Below are 13877 nucleotides of genomic sequence, written 5' to 3'. Positions count from 1 at the left end.
TTAGAATTGTTTTAAGAATCTGAGATTTCCGGACTGAAAATAACGGATGTCGTGAATTCCGTAACGCATCATCACGAGGCGATCCAATCCGAGACCGAACGCAAAACCGGTCCATTCTTTCGGGTCCAAACCTGCGTGCGATAAAACGTTCGGATGAATCAATCCACAAGGCAAAAGTTCCAACCAACCCGATTGTTTACAAACTGGACATCCCTTTCCTTCACAGACGAGGCAGTTGATATCGAGTTCGAATCCGGGTTCTACAAACGGAAAATACCCCGGTCTGAGTCTCGTTTTGATTTCCTTCTCGAAAATTCTGGAAAGTAAAACCTGCATCGTATCGATCAGATTCGCCGCAGAAATATTTTTCCCCACGACCATTCCTTCGATCTGATAAAATGTATGCTCGTGAGAAGCATCCACTTCTTCGTAACGAAACACCCTTCCCGGTGCGATGATTCTAAAAGGCGGTTTGAGATGTCTTAGCGTTCTCACTTGTATCGCGGAAGTATGAGTTCTCAGAAGATTTCCATTCTCCAGATAAAATGTATCCTGCATTTCTCTCGCTGGATGATCTTCCGTAAAATTCAGGGCGCCGAAATTATTCGTATCCGTTTCTATTTCCGGTCCGTCCATAATACTAAATCCCATCGAAGCAAAGATGTCCTCGATCTCGTATTGGATCTGAGTGATCGGATGAAGACTTCCGTTCTCCGGTTTGGAAAGCGGTCGTAGCGTATCGAAGAATTCGGATGCGGCTTGGGATTCGAAAAGTTTTTTCTTTAGAGTCGTTTTCGTATCGGAAACGAATGCCTCGAGTTTTTTAGAAAGCTCGTTGGCCTTTTGTCCGACCGTCTTTTTTTCCTCAATCGAAAGGGAAGCCACGTTTTTTAACACCGCGGTCAACTTTCCTTTTTTACCGATAAAATCGTTCTTATTCTTATCTAAATCTTCTTCTGAGACGGAAGCGCCGATCTTTTGGATCGCCTCTTCATAGATGGAATCGAGTTCTTGGGATAAATTCATGTGTGCTTCCGAGCCAAGTCCACAAGTCCGGTGTAAATGCCGCCGAAGGAACCGTTGGACATGGCTAAGATAAGAATTTTTTCTCCCGTAAATTGGGGAATCATTTTCTCAAGTTTTGCAAGCAACTCCTGAGGGTCCTTTGCGTAAACCGGGATCGTTTTGGAATTTTTCAAAAGTTTTTGGACCAGCTTTTTCACGTCCAAACGAATCTCTTTTGAGACCTTCTTCAAATTATGAATTTCGGTAAGAATTGTTAAATCAGCTCCTAAGAAAGAATACGAATATTCTTTCTGAAACACGTTTCTGTGAGATGTCGCGCTTCTCGGCTCAAAGAGAGCGATGATCTTATAACCGTGAAACCGTTTTTTGATCGCGTGAATCGTTTCGTGAACCGCGACCGGGTGGTGCGCAAAGTCCTCCATCACGATCGCTTTCGGAGATTGAAAAAGAATGTCCTGTCTTCTTTTTACACCTGGAAAGGAATCGATCGCCTTCGAGATCCCTTCCTTGTAACCGTTCGGATTTTGTTCTTTTAGAATTTCGGAACAAACGCGGATTGCCACTTCTAGATTTCGATAATTGTGATCTCCGAAAATAACGGGATCCAATTTTCTTTCTTCCCAGAAGAGTTCGTGCTTTTTCCAAGAAAGAGAAGAATCTTTTCGATTCCATTCGAAACCTTCGGTCTTCGTGAACTTAACGTTCTGAACCAATTTTTTCAGAGATCCCGATCCGCTCCAATAGAAGATCTTTCCATTTCCGGGAACTAAGTTGATCAGACGTTTGAACATCGTTTCGATCGCTTCTATATTGGGAAAAATATCCGCGTGGTCGTAATCCAATGCGTTTAACACCGCATAGGTGGGACGATAGTGTAAGAATTTGGAAGACTTGTCGAAAAAAGCCGTATCGTATTCGTCGCCCTCGATCACGAAAAACGGACCATTCCCCAGTTCGAATCCAGGGAAGCCGTCTTTACGAATTCCGCCCACGAACAAACCGGGAGAAACCCCGTTCTCTTTTAAAATATGATGAATTAGGAATGTAGTCGTGGTCTTCCCATGTGTTCCGGCGACAACGATCACCTTTTTACCTTTGAGAAAGAATTTGCTGATCGCGGCAGGCATCGAAAGATATTCGACTCCGCGATTGAGCATCTCTTCCACTTCGGGATTTCCTCTTGAGATCGCATTCCCTACGATGAACAGTTCCTGACCTTGTATATTCTCGGCCTTAAAGCCTTCGAAGTAAGGAATTCCCCATTCTTTCAACTTGTCGGACATAGGAGGGTAAACTCCCGTATCCGAACCGGAAACCTCGTGTCCGCTTTTTTTGAGCATATGCGCGAGATTTCCCATCGCAATTCCGCCGATTCCGATTAGAAAAATTTTCAATTGAGAATGGTCCTAAATAAATTATAAATTACAGTCAAAAATAAAAGTCCTGTCAGTAGATAAGCGACTCCGGATAAAAAGAATATTAGAATTTCCTTATCTGTCCAATTGAGAATCTTCTTTAAACTTCTTACCGAAAGTGCACAGGAAAGAAAGAAAGATATCGTAACAAAGACGGCCTGAAACGGAGAAGGTAAGATCCAAAAGATAGAGGAAGCGCTGAAAGGCAAAAACGATAACAAAAGAATATTTGACGGCGGAAGAGTTTCACCCTTTGTTCGATCGGATTTTTTTTGAAAAACCCGAAATACGTCGAACTGGACTACCAAAAACAAAACGACAGGATAAATCAAAAACGAAAACAAAACCCCTGAAAAAATCGTCCATTCCCCATCATCAAAACGAACGAAGGAAAGAACGGAAAAAACAAGATTGGAAATAAATTTTCCTGCGGGCGCCAAAATCCAGAGAAGAAAATGGGTTCTTAAAATGTCTGAATAACCGAACCCTTCGGTTTTTTGATAAATTTCATAAGCATTCTCCGGAGATTGAAATATTCTTTGGAGAATGCCGGATCTTACGTTTGAGAAGTCTTGTTCTTTATCTACGATCATTTTTTGGGAGGAGCGGATATCGGATTTTTAGAGGCCGGATTCACGGTCTCAACCGTCTTTTTCTGCTCCGCTTTATCCAAATTCCCCACGTTTTCTTTTATTCGCAAGAAACTATCTTCACGGATATAAAAAGGAGGCTCGGAAAATCGATCGTTTAGAATTCGGATCGCAGGTCTATAATCCACCGAATTGATATTCGTCTTCGGATAATAACGAATCGTAATCCAATCTCCGTTAGAAAGACGCAACTTAAGCGATGCTTCCGCGGGAACAGAGGTGAGGCTTTTCGCGACGGCAAAACCCGCACCGTTCGGATCGTCCGGATAAAGATCTACTCTTTGACCGATGATCTGATTGTTCCAGTTATCACCCAGATACGATTCGATCGCGACGATCTTACCTGACAATCTTCTCCAAAAATTCTTCTTAATGTTTTCTTCTTTGTAAGGGTGATTGTCTAAAGGAAGCGTTTTCCCTTCTTCCTCCCAGATCGTTTCCGCAACGAAATCGTCTTTGAGATTTACGAGTTGTCTTTGTCTGAATTCTCCGATTCCTCTTGAAAAACGATCCAGTGTATGACTTTGCGTAATCAGAATATTCTTCTCTTCTTTGATGATTCGAGTGGAATCGGAAGGTTTCTTTTTACCGATCAAAATCTTTTTGATTATTCTTCCGGAAGACTTCAGAAGAATCTCCGGTGATCCTTCGTTGATTTTTAATGAAGAAGAATTCTTTTCTTCCTCCGCGGGTTCGACACCTTTCACCTTAAGAACGGACAGTTCTCGGAAAAGATTGTCCGCGTTGTAACCGCCTTCAAAAACCAAAGAACCGCCCGTTTCCAAGTCGACCGATTTCACGGTTAGGAAGTCTCCAGTTTCACTTAACGTTTTTTCCTTTTTAAGAACGATCGGAGAAGGATAAAAGCTCATCGCATCCTCGGCGTTCCAGGAAGATTTCGGAGGTTGGTATTCGATCTCGTCGATATCGATATCCCAATAAGAAATCTCCGTTTGATCCTCTTTCTTTTCTTCCAGGAAGAAAAAACTGACGATCAAAAGAGCCAAGGCCAGAACGAAAAGAATTCCTCTTTTCAAGATTCTTCTCCTTCGTTTCTTCTTTTCCGAATCAAGACGATGGAGGAAACAAATGCGATTAAACCCGGAAAGATAAACATTCCCAAAATCCAGACGATCCTTTTTTGCGTGTCCGTAAGGGAAACGGTATTCACTTCTTCTTTTTTGGGTTGGATCGAGGACAAAGAAAGATCCTGATACATCCAAGTGATCACCGATGTCGCGAGCTCGTAGTTCGTCCCGTAGGAAATAAATTGATCCGTGATCCATGACGTTCCGGAAAAAATGACGGCGCGTCCTTCTCCTTTCGATTCCGTAGTTTCGATCGGCGCCGGAGTTTCCGGTTCCGGATTGAGGCCGGGAACAAGCGCCGACGTCGGATTGGCTTCCGTTTTTGTCGCGTTCGGTGTTCCTTCTTTTTTGGCGGCGCTCTTTAGAATCAATCCGAGTATTACGTTTCTCTTATCTTCTCCGGAATCCATCTTACCGTTGTTATTCTTATCTAGGATCGATTCTCCGCCGGATTCCATGAGGGGAAACGATTCTAAGGATTGACTTCCGGGAGTTAACGCGGCCTTCGGAAGAAAAAATCCACCGAAAGGAAACATCGCTCCCATATCCTTACGAGTCAGAGTTTCTTCGATCGGATGTTTACGAAAAGATTTTGCCACGATGATTCCAGGCTGACTCGGAATCTGAGAAAGTGGACCTTTTACGAATTCATAACCTGATTTTTCTAGAAGCCAATCGAAATTTTCCGTTCCTTTCGGTTCGATCGTAATGAATATCTTTCCCTTTCGTTTTTCGATAAAGTCAATTACGGCTTCCCGTGCTTCTTTCGAATAAGTAACGGTCGGCCCGGCGATCACGAGAACATCCGCGTCTTCCGGAATTCTTCCCGGCCAACCTTCCGCGATTCCAAGACCTTTGACTTTGAAATTGAGAAAGCTTAAGGAATTTGTTAGAATTCCGACCTTCTCGTTCGGAAGATTTTGAAAGATCGGAGAAAATCTTTCTCCGTTCGATTGAGTAAAATATATATTCTTTTCTTCCGTCGTGATGTTTACGACTGCTTGCACCAACTTTCTTTCCAAATCCTCGAGATCGTTTTTCTCTTTGATGGAAAGCCTTTGTTCCGCGTATTGTTTTCCGTCTTCGGACAAAGGTTTTTTGGTTCTTACAAGAATCAGACCGTTGGAAACCTGACCGAATTCTCCTAAATCGTCCAACTCCACGTCCGCGTTGATAAAACGAACCTTAAACTGAGGACTCAGAGATTGCAACTGATCAAGATAGATTTCCAGATCCGGACGGATTCTACGGAGTGAAAAGGAATTCGCCTTATCGCTCGCAGACGAATTCTCCAGAGGTCTCGGATAAAAAGCAACAACTTCGACTTCTCGATTTACGTTTTTCAAAATTTTGACCGCCGTCGGGCTGAACGAATATTGTCCTTTGGAACTCAAGTCGAAGTTATGATTTCGCATTACGGAAACGTAATTGATGATCACCAATACCACAAAGACGATCGCAAGATTTAGAATAAAATAACGAACCAAGGCCTGTTTCGAGGTTTTGAGAACGCTTTGTGCGCCAGCGGAATCTTTTCCCAATTCTTTTAATAAAGTAAGAATCAAGAAACCGATCGCACAAAGAACAAGCAACACGAGAAGAATTTCCCGAAGACGATCGTTCCCGGAATGAGAACCGCTCGATTTCAAAGCGACGTCTTCCAGAAAAACTCGGAGGTGGTAGATTCCGAACGCAAGCAAACCCAGACCCGCTGAAAGATAGGAATTCCATTCTTCCTTTATGTTCTTTTTACGAATAAATCTAAAAACGGGTTCGAGAACGAGAACGGCCAGCACAAAGCCCAACCAGAGCCAACGAGTTCCGGGAGTTTGAATGCTATCTCTTACCGGAAAGTATAAGAAAAGAGAAGCTAAAGAAACCCAAGGAAGGATTCTGATTAAAATAGATTCTTTCATCCTCTCCATCTCCTAGATTCCAAAACTTTCACGGTGAGATAAAGAAAGAATAACGTTCCACTGACAAAGAAAACGATTCCGTTCAAAGGGAGGACTCCTTTACAAAACCCGATAAAATGGGAAAAAATATGAAGGTGATATAAAACTTTTCGAGTCACCGAATCGAATAGATACGAAAAATAACCCGAAACCCAAAGCGTCAAAATGATCACGATGGAAATCAAAAGAGAAGTCATCTGATTCTTACCGAGACTACTTCCGAAAAGCCCGACCGCAAAAGAAAAAATTCCCAAAAGAAAAACTCCGATCGTTCCGGACACCACGATGTAGAGCGGAGCTTTCCAAAAAGAATATAAGAAAATTGGAAACAATCCGTTTACGAAAACCGCGATCAAAAGACAAATCAAAGCGCCGAAGGTAAATTTACCGGCAACAATTTCGAGATCCGTGATCGGAGCCGTAAAAAGAAATTCGAGAGTGCCTCGGTTTCTTTCTTCCGTGATACTTCCCATCGAAAGAATCAACATCGCGATGATGATCGTGGACATAAAAGAAAGAAACGTGATCACGGTCGTGTCGACGTAATTTGTGCCCGCGTTAAAATTCAAAATGAGCACGAAAAGAGAATTCAAGAAAGCGGTTCCGCCGAAAACCAACGGAGCCATAAACGTTCCGAAGAACACTTTCACTTCTTTAAAAAAAATCCATTTGATATTTTGGAACATAGTTTCCTTAAACCTGATTCATAAAAATCTGTTCTAACGTAACTTCCTGTTTTCGGATGTATTCGAGACGCGGAGAAGAAGACGCGGAAGCGAAAAGTTTATCTTTAAATTCCTTTTCCGTCGAGGTGGAAACAAGAAACGTATTACCTCTCGAATCCTCTCCGATCGCTTGCGTTTTGTCCGCGATGACACCGGGAAGCGAAGAAAGATATTTCTTACCGGACTCTGGATCGGTTCCGGAAAGAGTGACTTCCAAACCGGAAAGTTTTTCCATTTCCTCTTCGAGCTGTTTGCGATCTCTCTGATAAACCATTCTTCCCTTATGAAGAAAAAGAAAACGTGTGCAGGTTTTATAAACTTCCGGAAGAATATGACTCGAAAGAAGAATCGTATGCCCTTCTCTCAGAGAATGAATGAGATTTCGGATCTCGACGATTTGTTTCGGATCGAGACCGGAAACGGGCTCGTCCAAAATGATGATTCGAGGATTTCCCAAGAGCGCCTGTGCGATCCCGACCCTTTTTCGAAATCCGAGGGAAAGAGTTTCGATATTATTTCTTCGAACGTCCTTTAAGTTGGTTCTTTCACAAACCCTCGCAATCTCATTATCGATCGACTCGATGGGAACTTGTTTGATCCTAGCCGCGAACTTGAGATATTCTTCGACGGACAATTCCGGATAGAGAGGTGGAGTTTCCGGAAGATATCCGATCTTCTTTTTTACTTCCAAAGGATTTTCAAACGTGTTTGTTCCGTCGATCTCACAGATTCCATCGGAAGCAATGAGATAACCGGTAAGAATCCGGATCGTCGTCGTCTTGCCCGCTCCGTTCAAGCCGAGAAGTCCGACGATCTCCCCTTCTCCTAATTCAAAATTCAGACGGTCTATGGCGAGTTTTTTGCCATAGAATTTAGATAGGTTTTTGACTTTGATCATCTTTGTTTAAACTGCTCACTGGGACAGGTTCTAATACAATAAAAATTCCCGATTGAAAAATTCATCGTATGAATGCGATTTCGGAAGACCACAGGAAATCAAATCCTATGAGTTCCCATGGAAAGAATAGAAAAAACTTTGTGGATAGGGTCAACCCTTTTCTCTTTTACAAAGCAAGATCGATTCTCCCGGCTCAAAGGATCGACGAAGAACTATCTTTGACCAATTCAAAAATCAAACCCGTTCCCAGAACGGAAAGAATTTTCCATCGTAAGGGAGAATGTTTCGACTCACTCGATCCGAAGGAACGATTCGTGCGGAACGATCCTAAAACATTCTTCTTTTTTCTAAACATGAATCACGGGCTTTCTTACATTTAGGGCGGTAAAACTGACCAAATGGGATTCGGAACATCTTCTCGCGCAAATCGGGAAAATTTTTTTTCGGATTTAGTTGTTCAAGCAAATAAAAAGGATTGTAAAATTTCGGAACCGAGATAACTCTGCTATTTACTTGTTTAGACAAGTAATGGAGGTTCCTATGAAAATCTTAGACTTCTTCTTTCGGTACACGCTCGGAGGAGTGTTCCTTGCGTTTGGAATTAACAAATTCATTCCATTTATACCTTCGCCTCCGATGCTTCCGCAAGCGGCCCGGTTTATCGGTTCCTTAATGGAAACTGGTTATCTCTGGCAGATTCTCGGCCTTATGGAAATTTTGGGAGGATTTTTAATCTTCTCCGGGAGATGGACGGCGCTCGGTCTTTTGATCTTAGCTCCGATCGTCGTCAACATCGTTTCTTATCTTTTAATTCTTCAATCCGGAATCGGTTTTCCGCCGTTTGTGATGAGTGCTTTTTTATTGAGCTCCGGCTTTTACTTAGCGTATCGTAGAAAGGAATTTTACACTCATCTTTTTCGAGGATTCGATTTCGATTCGCAAAGATGATTCATTTAAAGAAGAAATGATTTGCGATTTCGCAAGGCGGTTTTTATCGAATAGAGTCAATCCGCATTCTCAATGAAAAGAGCTTCCGCTTGGAAGCTCCGATTTTCGAAACATTCAATTTTTTGAACGTTGCATTCGATTCGTATAAACGAAGTAAGCAAGGACCATAAATACATTGCAAAGAATCATATCAATCGAACGCAGATAGAAAGTTTGTAGCGCCTGTTCTTTCAAGATCAAAAAAGATTCAGGTGCCTTCTGATTAAGGTCTAAGCCTCTCAAAAGCTCGTTGATGGGCTGATTTTTGGTGAGAACTAAAAAAATATCGGAAATCAACATCAAAAGAGACAGCGCAACAAGTGAGAATTCGACCTTAGGAAAGGGTTTCTCTCGGAACAAAAGAACCAAAATTGCAATCGAAGTCACAATGATGGACCAGCCGAGAATTGGCATTCGCACCATCATGTAGCGATCTAAATTTTTCCAATACTCCACAAAACCGGCGAGTGAAGTATCCTCTGCGGCGGGCAAAAATCCGATCGCATTTACAAATCCAATTCCGGCGATAAACCCGGTAAGTATAATCCCGATAAAAAAAAGAATATTGGTTGATCTCAATATTAGCGCTCCATAATGCGAATTTAAATTTAAGAAAGTCGAGAACGTAAATTGCGGTTTCGTTTCACTTTCCATTTCGAAATAGAAAAGACAAAATCGCTTACAATAAAATTCCTTTGATAGAGAATGAACGCAGGTAGAAAAAGAATATTCGACTGTTTTTATAGTACAAAACGTGCATTATAAGAACAGAATGGTTCTTTTTTAGGAAACGAATTCTATTAGGTCTTTATCGATCGAATGCATTTTAGGAATGATCAAAATTTGTTTCGGCTTGCGGCGTAGAAATTCTTACGAAAGAATGCAAATTCTGTAATACATCCTACAATTTCTTCCCCAGTTTCAAGACAAAACCGCAAGTTCATATGTTCCGACAAACTGTCTTTTCAAAAAGAGTCTTGCCAACGAACACCAAACCGCACCTTCACGAAATTCAAAACATTCTTCCTTAAAAATGGATTGAATAAAAAGAAAAAATAAAGTTCCCGTGAAAATGGCAAACGGAACGTGCAAAAAAAAGGAGCTCCGGAAAGTGGATCAACCTCCCGGAAATAAAAAGGTAAAGTTATCCAAGCCAAATGGAAATTGCGACAAAGAGAAACGATCCGATTCTTAAGGAAAGCGAACCGGTGTGATTTACCCCGAACATCGCTCCGATCAAAAACGCACAAAGCGCGGTCGCAGATCCGAATAACTCGATCCACAATCTTATTGCCGAACCGCTAAACGAACGTTCCTTTGAATTCTTCGAATTTTATTTTTCCAGCAAGAATCACTCAATCTCGGCTATTCAAGGCGAATTCGAATCTTTAAAAAAAGCTGAATTCTTCTAAATTAGTCTGATTTCTCGTTAAAAATGAAAAGAGTTATGTCAATTCATGCTCTTCGATTCTCTCATCGGCAAAAAAGAATTGCGGAACCACCCCTGAAACGGGATCCATCCTTAAACACCTAAGGAAAACAAAAGTTCATGGCAATCGCAAACTTTCTGACTCAAGTAAAGACAGGAGGAGGCAAACTCTTTCTGCAATTTGGAGGACAAGGATCTCCGTTCTTGAAAGAACTCTCCAAACTTTATGAATCCGAGCCGTCTCTCAAAGAATTCTTCGACATTTCTTTTAAAACCATCGCGGAAGAAGTTCCAAGCCTAGATAAGAAGATCATCTACGGCGGTTACGATTTCGAAAGCTGGGTAAAAAACCCGGATTCTGCTCCCGATGAAAACTATCTCTGCAGTGCTCCCGTTTCGATCGTCGGTATCTTTCTGACTCAGATCGCAAATTACGTCTCTTTCACAAATAAAGGCTTTCCCGTTTCCGAATTGATCTCCAATTCGATCGGAGTTACAGGCCATAGCCAGGGAGTTATCTCTTCCGCCCTGATCGCGCTCGGAAAAGAAGGAGCGGATTTCTATTCTGCATATGCAAAATTCTTAAAGTTCGTTTTGTATATCGGGTATAGAGCGCAGGAACTCGTCGGACCTTACAATCCTTCCGATGCTCTTATCAAAGCAAACGAAGAAGTCGGAGACAAACAACCTTCACCGATGGTTGCGGTAATCGGTTATCTACAAAAAGAACTAGAAGACAGAGTCAAACAAACAAACGAAGCTCTGGGTCTTAGCGGAAGCAAGGCCATTTATGTGAGTCTTTTTAATACCCCAGATTCAAATATCGTTTCCGGTAGCCCTGAATCCCTTTTGGAACTTCGTAAAAAATTCAAAGCGGAAATGGATGAGAAAAAAGTGAAATTCGTTTACCTGAAGACGACAGCGCCTTTCCATTCTCCTCATATGGAAGATACGAACAAAACCGTTCCTTTAGATATGGAAAGAATCGGCTTCAACTTCAAAGGTTCCGATCTGAAAACTCCAGTCTTCTCGATCTTTGACGGAAGAAACATGCAATCCGACGACGGAATCGGCCTTCCTCTTTTTAGAGAAATGTTGATTAAGACGCTCTACTGGGATAAGGCCGTGAAAGCGTTCGTAAACACGCCTAACGTAACCGGTATCGACTTTGGACCGAGTGTCGTGAGTCAAAAACTGACTCAGGCAAACATGGGAACATCCGAGAATAAAATCTACGCGGTTTCCAGTCCTAAGGATATTAAGGTTCTTCTGGCCTGAACAGCCGGGGATACTCGATTTTAAAATTGATTTACCCGTTTCGGAAGTTTCTTCCGGAATGGGTTTCCATCCTTCTGTCTCTAAAAAGACCGGAAGGAGAAATTCCAAAACTCACCAAAGCTCATTTTACAACCGGTCTTCACTGTGAATACCACCTCTGGTTAAACACTTACGAACCTCGTCCTGATTTTGATCCTTACGAACACCAATACATTTCTCCCAAACAAAAATCCGCCCTCAGGGACCTTTCCCATATTCTTTATCCGAATTGTAAGAATGTTCGTTATTCGGAAACTGAAACCAGAAGAATTTTAAACTCAGGAAAAGGAGTTCGATCCGCGTGTTTGGAGACGGATAAATTCTCCATGAAAACGGAATACCTTCTTCCCGATCAGGAAAACCCAGGCTCCTTCGAAATCGTAGTTCTAAAAGCGTCCAGTTCATTCAAAAAACAACATATTCAAGAAATTGCATTTCAAAAATTCGTAGCACAAGAATCGGGTTACCCGATTTCAAAATGTAATCTCATGTTCGTGAATTCCAAATTCTTTTATCAAGGAACGATTCAACCGGAAGAATTCTTCGTCCGGAAAGACGTCACCGCGGAAACCCTGTTAAAGGAAAAAGAAACAAAAGAACTGGCCTATTCTTTGTATGAACTTCTTTCGAGAAAAAATCGTCCGGCTCGTTATATGAGTCGTATGTGCTCCCATCCCAGGAACTGCGCTTATCCGGAAATTTGTCTGACTCCGAAAGTTCCCGGCGATATCTTTACACTTCGAGAAGGAAAAGAAGAATCCGGTAGGTTTTACGAAAAAGGAATCTTAAACCTAAAAGATATCCAAGAAACGGAAAATCTTACACATCGTCAAAAAACGCAGATTCAAACGATGCAAACGGGAATCCCTTTTACCAATCAAAAGGTATTTGCCGAATTTCTCAGCAAAATCCGATATCCGATTTACTTTTTGGATTTCGAATCGATCAATCCTCCGATTCCGGTTTATCAGAATTCGCACCCGTTTCAACACGTTCCATTCTTATTTTCATTGCATATCATCCGCGAAGATATTTCCCAAGAACCGGAAAGTCTCTTCTATATCGACGACGGGGCCACGGATCCGAGAAAAGGCATTTTAGAAAAGTTAGAAGAATGGATTTCTCCCGGAGGAACGATTCTTTGTTTCAATGATAAGTTTGAAAGAAGATGTTTGGAAGAATCCGCAACGGCATTTCCAGAATATAAACCTTGGCTCAAGTCGATTCAAGACGACTTTGTCGATTTAGCAAAACCTTTCTGGGAATACGATTACTATCATCCGGACCAAAAAGGAAGCACTTCTTTAAAAACGATTCTTCCCGTAATCACCGGTCAATCGTATAAGGATCTTGGAATAAAGTCCGGTCAGGTCGCGAACTCCGAATTCTTACGGGTCAAAACCGAAGCTCTTTCGGATTCCGAAAAAAAAGAAATCGAGAAGAATCTGATTCAATACTGCAAGTTGGATACGTACGCTATGGTTCTTATTCTTCGTAAAATTAAAGAATGGGTGGAAATCGTCTAAACTCTTCCCATTCAATAAATCTTATGAACTCCCTGATTCTTTCCGTCGAACTTTCCCGAAATCATTTTTCCCTTTCCGAAATCGTCGATTTGGAATTTAGAATTCGTTTTGAAAATCGAGGAGAGGAACCGATAGAAATTTATCCGAAGATCGCAACGTTTCCGCAAACGATCGGATGGGGAGGCCCGCACTTCAGAGTGGAAATGGACGACGCAAAAACGCAGGAATTGCGTTCTTATTACGGTCCGCCGGCACAACCTCCTACTCGAAATTATTATGAAAGAAATCGGAGCGATCTACTTCCGGGAGAAATTTTGGAACGCGCCGTTTCGGCGTGTTGGATCCCGAATTCGAAAATTCCGAAACGTTCGCTTTCCAAAAAACTCCTAGACCCGGAGGGATACGACGCAATCGACGAAACTCTTTTTGAAAAATCTTCGGTGCTCGTCCTCAATCGGAATCGTAAAGAAATCCTTTCCACAATGAAAGAAAGAGAGGATTTTTTAAGGCCGAACCATTTGATTCTTCTTCCGCGTTCTGGAGAATATAAATTCTTCCTGAGTTATTATCAAAATTCCTGGGTAGATTTTAAACCGAAACAAATCCTGAATCTGAGATCAGAAGAAAGATTCCTTTTTTTCCTATGAGTTGATATAGGATTTTTTTGTCCTAAGGATAATCTCTTCGATGCGTTCTTTCCCATTCTTTCTCTAATCCCTTTGACTTAAAAGACCGGTTTCAAACTCGAATTCTATTTTGCATCATTGGAATCTTACTCTAAAAAATTATCTCAGTAACTTTTTATCCGGCCTCCATTTCGATTCTTTCCGTACGTTAAAACCACAGTGAAGATTCCAGTAG

13 protein-coding genes and 2 pseudogenes are annotated in these 13877 nt (G+C 41.8%); 5 read left to right on the top strand and 10 right to left on the bottom strand.

The window, feature by feature from the left end; genetic code table 11:
- From pheS to DLM75_RS03820, 8 genes and pseudogenes are all read right to left on the bottom strand, one after another.
- Nucleotides 1–1026 (bottom strand): phenylalanine--tRNA ligase subunit alpha, encoded by a 1026-nt coding sequence (pheS, locus tag DLM75_RS03850; RefSeq protein ID WP_118967183.1) that lies wholly within the window; start codon nucleotides 1024–1026, stop codon nucleotides 1–3.
- Nucleotides 1023–2420 carry a UDP-N-acetylmuramate--L-alanine ligase gene (locus tag DLM75_RS03845; protein WP_118967182.1) on the bottom strand — a complete coding sequence of 466 codons (1398 nt, stop codon included), beginning with the start codon at nucleotides 2418–2420 and terminating at the stop codon, nucleotides 1023–1025. Before DLM75_RS03845 ends, pheS begins: the two co-directional genes overlap by 4 nt.
- Nucleotides 2417–3034 (bottom strand): hypothetical protein, encoded by a 618-nt coding sequence (locus DLM75_RS03840; RefSeq protein WP_118967181.1) that lies wholly within the window; start codon nucleotides 3032–3034, stop codon nucleotides 2417–2419. The genes DLM75_RS03845 and DLM75_RS03840 overlap by 4 nt, the downstream gene beginning before the upstream one ends.
- The gene (locus DLM75_RS03835) at nucleotides 3031–4128 is read right to left on the bottom strand and encodes a hypothetical protein (RefSeq protein WP_118967180.1); all 1098 of its coding nucleotides are present in this window, start codon (nucleotides 4126–4128) and stop codon (nucleotides 3031–3033) included. Before DLM75_RS03835 ends, DLM75_RS03840 begins: the two co-directional genes overlap by 4 nt.
- Nucleotides 4125–4418, bottom strand: a pseudogene (locus DLM75_RS24955) (hypothetical protein); the annotation flags it as partial. The gene DLM75_RS03835 and the pseudogene DLM75_RS24955, both read right to left, overlap by 4 nt.
- Before the next feature lie 120 nt (nucleotides 4419–4538).
- Nucleotides 4539–6095: pseudogene (locus tag DLM75_RS03830) on the bottom strand (hypothetical protein); the annotation flags it as partial.
- Entirely contained in the window at nucleotides 6092–6820 is a 729-nt protein-coding gene (locus DLM75_RS03825) for an ABC transporter permease (RefSeq protein ID WP_118967178.1), read from the bottom strand. The gene DLM75_RS03825 and the pseudogene DLM75_RS03830, both read right to left, overlap by 4 nt.
- A 7-nt stretch (nucleotides 6821–6827) precedes the next feature.
- Nucleotides 6828–7757 carry an ABC transporter ATP-binding protein gene (locus DLM75_RS03820; RefSeq protein WP_118967177.1) on the bottom strand — a complete coding sequence of 310 codons (930 nt, stop codon included), beginning with the start codon at nucleotides 7755–7757 and terminating at the stop codon, nucleotides 6828–6830.
- Between the two features lie 107 nt (nucleotides 7758–7864).
- Between DLM75_RS03820 and DLM75_RS03815 the strand changes: the two genes are divergently transcribed.
- A complete protein-coding gene (locus DLM75_RS03815; RefSeq protein WP_147456600.1) occupies nucleotides 7865–8137 on the top strand; it encodes a hypothetical protein in 273 nt (90 codons plus the stop codon).
- 160 nt (nucleotides 8138–8297) lie between these two features.
- Nucleotides 8298–8705, top strand: a complete 408-nt coding sequence (locus DLM75_RS03810) for a DoxX family membrane protein (protein WP_118967970.1) — start codon at nucleotides 8298–8300, stop codon at nucleotides 8703–8705.
- Between the two features lie 114 nt (nucleotides 8706–8819).
- Here the strand turns inward: DLM75_RS03810 and DLM75_RS03805 are convergent, their stop codons facing one another.
- Nucleotides 8820–9323: a hypothetical protein gene (locus DLM75_RS03805; RefSeq protein WP_118967175.1), complete on the bottom strand. Its 504-nt coding sequence runs from the start codon at nucleotides 9321–9323 to the stop codon at nucleotides 8820–8822.
- Between the two features lie 565 nt (nucleotides 9324–9888).
- Nucleotides 9889–10029 (bottom strand): hypothetical protein, encoded by a 141-nt coding sequence (locus tag DLM75_RS24205; protein WP_158586436.1) that lies wholly within the window; start codon nucleotides 10027–10029, stop codon nucleotides 9889–9891.
- A gap of 264 nt (nucleotides 10030–10293) precedes the next feature.
- Between DLM75_RS24205 and DLM75_RS03800 the strand changes: the two genes are divergently transcribed.
- The 3 genes from DLM75_RS03800 (at nucleotide 10294) to DLM75_RS03790 (ending at nucleotide 13663) form a co-directional block, all read left to right on the top strand.
- The gene (locus DLM75_RS03800) at nucleotides 10294–11451 is read left to right on the top strand and encodes an ACP S-malonyltransferase (protein WP_118967174.1); all 1158 of its coding nucleotides are present in this window, start codon (nucleotides 10294–10296) and stop codon (nucleotides 11449–11451) included.
- Nucleotides 11452–11816: 365 nt separating this feature from the next.
- A complete protein-coding gene (locus DLM75_RS03795; protein ID WP_241547849.1) occupies nucleotides 11817–13016 on the top strand; it encodes a DUF2779 domain-containing protein in 1200 nt (399 codons plus the stop codon).
- 23 nt (nucleotides 13017–13039) lie between these two features.
- Entirely contained in the window at nucleotides 13040–13663 is a 624-nt protein-coding gene (locus DLM75_RS03790; RefSeq protein ID WP_241547815.1) for a hypothetical protein, read from the top strand.
- Nucleotides 13664–13877 lie beyond the last annotated feature (214 nt).

Source organism: Leptospira stimsonii (assembly GCF_003545885.1).
GTDB classification, from domain to species: Bacteria; Spirochaetota; Leptospiria; order Leptospirales; family Leptospiraceae; genus Leptospira; species Leptospira stimsonii.
Note: the sequence above shows the minus strand (reverse complement) of the source record. Positions and strands in the feature narration are given on the sequence as shown.

What these genes read in the sequence shown, in the direction of transcription:
- pheS (WP_118967183.1), bottom strand. Translation starts at nt 1,026, where the DNA reads ATGAATTTATCCCAAGAACTCGATTCCATCTATGAAGAGGCGATCCAA.
- DLM75_RS03825 (WP_118967178.1), bottom strand. Translation starts at nt 6,820, where the DNA reads ATGTTCCAAAATATCAAATGGATTTTTTTTAAAGAAGTGAAAGTGTTC.
- DLM75_RS03810 (WP_118967970.1), top strand. Translation starts at nt 8,298, where the DNA reads ATGAAAATCTTAGACTTCTTCTTTCGGTACACGCTCGGAGGAGTGTTC.
- DLM75_RS03790 (WP_241547815.1), top strand. Translation starts at nt 13,040, where the DNA reads ATGAACTCCCTGATTCTTTCCGTCGAACTTTCCCGAAATCATTTTTCC.
- DLM75_RS03820 (WP_118967177.1), bottom strand. Translation starts at nt 7,757, where the DNA reads ATGATCAAAGTCAAAAACCTATCTAAATTCTATGGCAAAAAACTCGCC.
- DLM75_RS03795 (WP_241547849.1), top strand. Translation starts at nt 11,817, where the DNA reads ATGAAAACGGAATACCTTCTTCCCGATCAGGAAAACCCAGGCTCCTTC.
- DLM75_RS03840 (WP_118967181.1), bottom strand. Translation starts at nt 3,034, where the DNA reads ATGATCGTAGATAAAGAACAAGACTTCTCAAACGTAAGATCCGGCATT.
- DLM75_RS03800 (WP_118967174.1), top strand. Translation starts at nt 10,294, where the DNA reads ATGGCAATCGCAAACTTTCTGACTCAAGTAAAGACAGGAGGAGGCAAA.
- DLM75_RS03815 (WP_147456600.1), top strand. Translation starts at nt 7,865, where the DNA reads ATGAGTTCCCATGGAAAGAATAGAAAAAACTTTGTGGATAGGGTCAAC.